The organism is Halanaerobium saccharolyticum (genome assembly GCF_003053565.1).
Lineage (GTDB): Bacteria > Bacillota > Halanaerobiia > Halanaerobiales > Halanaerobiaceae > Halanaerobium > Halanaerobium saccharolyticum_B.
Window position 1 is genome coordinate 11,627 of record NZ_QAXS01000052.1, and the last position, 6,545, is coordinate 18,171.

Below are 6,545 nucleotides of genomic sequence, written 5' to 3' on the forward strand. Positions count from 1 at the left end.
TTTAATCTAATTGGCATTCCAACTTCTGGTGAATAAACTTTTACTGTTACCTTTGTTTTGGTATCTGTAAAAGGTACTGCTGGTATAGAGTCATCTAATCCTGTAGATACTGTAACTCCTGCCCAGGTTTCTGCAGTATTAGGTTTTATTAATTTCATCACTTGGTTTGATGCATCCTTAGGATCTTCTACTATTTCTCCTGATGCACCTCCAAAACCTCTAAATTCTGGCGCTGTTGCTTCATCAAAATTTACTATCGTTGTTGAAGTGCCCTCTGAATCTTCAGAAGAGCTTTCAGATAAAGCAATATCTAAACTACTATCTGAATTGCTGATATTTACTGGAGCTGAAGCATTTCCATAACCATCAGCGCTAACACTAACTTTATATTCACCATAAGATAAATCAATCTGTGCCAATCCATTAGCATTAGTTGTCTCTTTTTTTCCATCAACCTCTACTGCTGCTCCTTCAATTGGATCACCAGTTGTCTCATCAGTTACATTTGTTGTTAATGTATAATCAACCATTACACTCTCATTATCACTACTACAACCTGCCAGAGCCAGTAATCCCATCATTAAAACCATTAATATCGCAATTTTCTTCAATTTTCTACCTCCTGTAGTTTACCTATAATTAAAAGTTAACTGTAAAAGTCGCTTTAATCTCATGAGTTGTATAACCATCATAACCTGGAGCTACCCACTTAGCAACCCAGTGATCAGAACCGTGTTCCCAGCTTTCGCCACCATCATACCACTGATGTTCTGCTTCTTTTTTATAAACAGAATTTACTAAAGCATCAGTTGTAATATTTTCCGGTCTATTTAGATCATAATTGTCATACTTATAGAGAATATCAAAAGTAGTATTAGCAGATACCTGATAGCTTGTTCCCAGCTTAATTAAATGCTGTCTACCATTAGCATCTTCAAATACATCATTATTCTCTGTAGCGTAGCCTAAGTCATAGCTACCAGTTAAAGTAACTTTGTCATTTAATACATAGGTATTTCCTACACCTAATTTAATTCTATTTTCGGTAGAAAAGTTTTGGTCTATTGTCTCATCATCACCAGTATAGTAATTCAAGTCTCCACGTAAGTTAGTAGTTAATTTTTCGTTTTCAATTACTGTATAACTTCCATTAATGTTAAAGTCATTGTAAGTTATATCAGTTTCTTCAACTGTTCCACTGCCGCTATTAGTCATGCTTTTAGTTCTATAAGAAGTTTCAGCAGCCCAGGGACCTCTTGAAGCCTCTAAAGTTAATTTGGTTTCTTTTTCATTTGTATCTTCATTCTCATTTTTGGCAGTCAGGGTTTTATCATAGTCACTGTACTCTAAACGAGCAGTTGGATATAATCTTACAGGCAATAAATAACTTCCCTCTACAGCAAAGCCTTTGTTATATCCAGTCCCATCTTCAAAACTGAAGCTAGAATTACCAAGCCAGGAATCCATAGAATGATCTGCTCCTACTGCAGCCACATAATCTTCTCCGACATTTGTATAACTAAGTTTAATTTGAGAATCTGGCAGTGGAATAAACTTTGCTCCCACTTCAACAACATTAGTATCTCCATCTCTATCTATTTCATGAGTTGGTGGAGCCCATGGTGTATTTCGAGCATTAACAACTTCTGTAACATCATCACCATAGTTAGCTGTAATAAATTCACCATCTAGAAAAATACGATGTCCAATTCTATATTCACCATTCAGTGCCAGCCTTAAAATATCTTTATCTAAGTCATAATCCTCTGTAGTATTATAGTCATCATCGAAATTAGTATCAGTACCCTTATCATGAGTATTTACAAGTAGCAATCCTGCACTTCCATTAGCAAATCCTTTTTTGAAATCCGCTCCATAAACAATTTTGTCTGCAGGTCTTGATACACCATCATTGGCTTCAATAATAATATCATCACCATCTGCACTTGCTGTACCAGTTTCACTTTCACTTGTCTGGAAAATAAAAGCCCTGGTCCCAACATCAGATAACTCAGTTTCCACTAATATACCTTCACCATAAGGTGTTAAATCTCCCCAGTTATCTTCAAACTGTGTTGCCAGGACCCGCGGATTAAAATCATAGTTAAAGTTATTGGTAACTACAATTTTTGCATCCTCAGTATCTGCAGTTACAGTCAGATCTTTTAAAAGCACAGGATTATTATCTCTCACAGTCATAGTTTCCTGTCCTCTTGTTACTCCAGTTCCATTAGGATAACCTAAAAATTCATCCACTAAAGATTCAAAACTAACATCTGCTGTAATATTTGAGCTGATATTAGCAGACATATTTAAAATTAACTTATTTTGAAACTTTTCCCGGTTATCATTCATATTATCAGTTGTAGACTGCTTCCAGTCTCCAGTTCCAAAAATATTAGTATTCCCGTTCATTGAATAAAACTGCTTCCCATCAACCTCTGTAAACTCGTCAAATATAAAATACATTGCTCCGTTAAAATTTACACTTGCCAGAGCAGTTGTTGTTACAGCAAAAGTCAAAACCATTACTAAAATAAGTAAAATAGATACTTTTTTCATTTATATTTTCCTCCCTTTCAGTCTGAACTAAATTTAAAATAGATTAGAAAACTAATTTCTTCTGATCTTTTAAAGATCCCTTATAAACTTATTTTAAATTAGTTAACTAAAAGACGAACTTGTATTCCCTTAGTTATTATTCATCAGAAAGGATTGTAATTTCTTATGTAAATGATATAATTATATAAGGTCACTTCACTTTAGGTACTGGTTGGACGCCTGTAGCCCTAAAGGGAGTGGCTCTTTTAATTTCCTTTCCAATCTGCTTTCATTCCCGGCAATCACCTCCTTTAAATTAAAAGACTAAAAATTATAACACTAGGCTAACTAAAAACATAATTTACAATTTTCTTTCTTTTTCGACATAAAGAAAAAATTTGGAATCGGAAAAAGCCTTCTGCCGCCAATAGGGGTTAGCGGCAGCATTTCTTTTCCCTTTTTGCTCTTAGTTTTAGCTTTAATTTATATTAAATATTTCCCAGCCTGGATATCCTGCATTTTGCATCACATTTCAAGAAATCGATTTAGACTTCATGCTCAGAATTCCAGGCGGAAAATATTAATCCCTTATGTGAATAAATTCTTTTTAACCAGGTTCAATAAAACGATTTAGGTACCGGGTACAAAAAAGATGTCTATTCTTTTGATTTCTCCATCTCTTATCTGTTCTGCTGTTTCTCCTCTTAGTTCGGCAGCCTCGACTTCAAACTCTTTTCCATCAGCAGCAGTTAATTTAAATTTAGCAATTTCTGCTTTATCCTCACCAAAGGTATCTTTTCGGCTCGGATTATGATAGATTACCAGAGTCTGTCCTAAAAATCTGTAGGCAAAAGCTGCTTCTGGAATCACTACTTCAGCTGTTTCTGTTTCACTTAACTGCAGAGTTACTTCTCTTTCTTCCTCTGTAAATAAGTCTGAACTTAATTTTGGCTCCGGTTGATAGATTAATTCTCCGTCTTGATATTTAAACGGCTGCTCACCAAAGGCCATCAGGGACCACATATTGATATATTCTGCAGTTGAACCACTGAGTCTTGCTATATAACCGCGACCGTGGTTTTTAGTATCTCCATTTAAACTGCTTAAGATAAAGGAAGAATTCTCTAAAATACTGCGGCCATATCTTTCCGGATCCTGAAAAGGTACCAGCGCATCATTGATTGCCTGATAGTACTCCTTATATAAACCACTTTTTAGAAGTTCCAGTAGATATTTATATTCCATGTGCAGCCAGATTGATCCGTTTTCCAGCCAGCCAGGACTGAAGGCTCTCGCTCTTCCAATCTCATAGCTTTCTGCACTCAAGTCACCATTAACTCGGTACATTTTAAGCTTCTCGTCAAACAGTTCACTATTTTGAACTGCTTCGGCAAGCTTTTTAGCTTTCTGGTCATCTTTTAGGATCTTCATCCCTCTTACCTGAGCTTCCAGGAATGGAGGCAGTCGGTGCTGCTTAAATTTCTTAACTGCTACCCTTTCCAGTCCATTTTCTGATTTTTGACCAAGTTTATCATATTCTTCAACCTGATAACTGTAGTACATTGTGTAGAGTCCATTATCTTCTTCAGCCAGCTTTACAGCCCGCTCAAGTTTGGCTTCAACTTTATTTAAAAAGCTCATTATTTTTCTTGTAGACACTGCCACTTCTCTACCGGCCAGGTCAGCAAATACATTATCCCGGTATTCTTCCTTAATCTTACCGGCCTGCTGCCAGTATAGGAAGTCCTGATCAGATTTCACTTCTGTTAGCAGGTGATCCAGATTGGCCAGAAAATCAGCAATTTCTGCAGCCAGAGCAATCTCTGTTTCCAGATTAAGCTCAGATAGAGCTTCTGACATAAATCTAACCATCCGCAGTAATTCCATTGTCTCAGCAATTGATGAACCAAAAATACCAGGCAGACCATTTAAAGCATCATACCAGCCGGGCTTATTAGCTTCCATCTCAATTCCCATTCCGTAGGGATCAAGGCTGGCAGTTTTATTCAGCACTAAAGTAAGGAGCTTGTTGAACAGACTGGTATTATAAATTTCTCCTTTTTTAGTCCGCAGATAATATGGAAACTTACTGCGAGCAGCAATTTCTTCCTGCTTTTTCTTGTCTGCAGCAACCGCATTATACTGACGAACTCCATTTTCAGTTAAGAAATATTTTTCACTGCGGGGCTTAACCCGAACATAGGAATCGTAAAATGTATAGTCTAAGTCCTCAAATAGAAGTTTCTTTTTCTTTTCCGGATATAAAGCCAGATAATTTTCGATTAAATCAAGATTGTAGGTCCAGTGATCAATCCAGTAGCCCTCACCAAACTTAGCTTCTGTCCAGCTTTCGGCTTCCTCAACTACAAGGTCGATAAAGTCTGTAAGTGAAGATTTAAGTTCCAGCTTGCGGCTGTCGATAAAAACAGCTACTTCCCCAGGTGTAAATGGCTTTTCCAGACGCTGTCTAAATTCAGCTTTTGCCTCACCCTCAAGCTCAGCCATCACTTTATCAACAGCTTTACTCTCAGTTAAAATAAACTTGCTGCCCTCAATTACCAGTGGGTTATAGCCATCTGTCTGAATTAAATCAGCAAATAATTTAAGGTTATCTCTTTTGATTTCCGGGTTGAAATAGAGATCGCAGCGTCGGTTCTGATTAACATCTCTAAAATTACCATTTCCCTGAGAATAATAGGTCGGCTCTAAAAGAAATTCATTATAATCTCTCTCCAGGTCTCCGTGTTTACGGGAAAAAATATGGTAGGTCTTTTTGTTTTCCTGACCCAATGTTAAGGGGAAACCACCTCGAAGCAGGTTATCCATAAAAGTCTGACGGCTGTAAGCATCAAGTTCTTTATTACCGCTGACTGTAAAGATATGATCTGCATAATAATTATGAATCTTTTTTGATTCTTTTCTTTTTTCTTCCAAATAATCAGGCTCTAATACTTTATCTTTAATTTCACTCAGTCTATCTTCATCAGCCAGGTTACCAAAAACTGAAGCAAGCTCCAATTTTTCGCCGGCCTTTAATTTCTTTTTAGCTGCTGCCATGGCAGATGGGAAGCGGTTTTCTAAAATCTGCTCTCCCTTAAATCCAGCCAGTTCTCCTCTTTCAAAGCCGGGTGCTGTTTCCAGACTGGTTTTTTCGGCAAAAATAACATCCGGATCAACCAGTGGTGTCAGCAGCTCGTTTTCATTATCGTGAGCAAAGGAAATATAAAAATTACCGGCTGTCATCTGCTTAACTTCAGCCTCATCTTCAGCTGAAGCTCTCAGCTTATAAAATGGAGTTTTGCTCTCAAAAGAATCAACCTTAGCCCAGGCAGAAATAGTCTGACTGACCTCTTTTAAGGCTCCATTTTCAATCCCAAAAGGAACTAAAATCGGCATTCCATCTAATACTTCAAGCTCTCTTTCCTGATTAGATGTATTCTCAACTTTCACTTCTCTAACTAAAGCTCCAAAATCTTCGTTGGGCAGTATATAATAGCTGACTGTAGTTTTTAAACCCAGCTCACTATTTTCTTCTTCAATCTTTAAAGAATCAGGAGCAATTGTCATTTTACTTTCGATATTTTCATTTAAATCTCTGAATGCTTCGTAAACTTTCTTTTCATCTTTCAACTTAATAAAAGTTCTAAAACCTTTTGTTGCCACATTCTGATAGGATTTATTGGCCGGATAAAACTCCATGATGGCGTTATCCTTATTCCGCGAGCCAAAACTGGCAACTCCCTGACCTCGATTTACATAAAAGGCCCAGATTGGAATTCCAAATTTACCTGCAATTCCCGGCAGAAAACTGGCAAATGTTTTCTGCTCCTGATAATTTTTTATAATAAATTGACCTTCATTATTTAATGAATAAACATCTTTCATTTTTTAACCTCCTGCACGATTTGCCGTTACGTCAAATCTAATAGTTTTTTTAAAAATATTAATAGTTATCATAATTGTCAGGATAGGAATTCGCATAAAATGCAGGAATCCCTCCCCCT

General features: G+C 36.8%; 3 protein-coding genes. All 3 read right to left on the reverse strand.

Annotated elements, in window-relative coordinates; translation table 11 throughout:
- The coding region (locus C8C76_RS13975) for a carboxypeptidase regulatory-like domain-containing protein (RefSeq protein ID WP_146161875.1) at positions 1 to 611 on the reverse strand (611 nt) is incomplete at its 3' end.
- Between the two features lie 28 nt (positions 612 to 639).
- Positions 640 to 2,562, reverse strand: a complete 1,923-nt coding sequence (locus tag C8C76_RS13980; protein ID WP_108142709.1) for an autotransporter — start codon at positions 2,560 to 2,562, stop codon at positions 640 to 642.
- Positions 2,563 to 3,171: 609 nt separating this feature from the next.
- Positions 3,172 to 6,426 carry a hypothetical protein gene (locus C8C76_RS13985; protein ID WP_108142711.1) on the reverse strand — a complete coding sequence of 1,085 codons (3,255 nt, stop codon included), beginning with the start codon at positions 6,424 to 6,426 and terminating at the stop codon, positions 3,172 to 3,174.
- Positions 6,427 to 6,545: the final 119 nt, after the last annotated feature.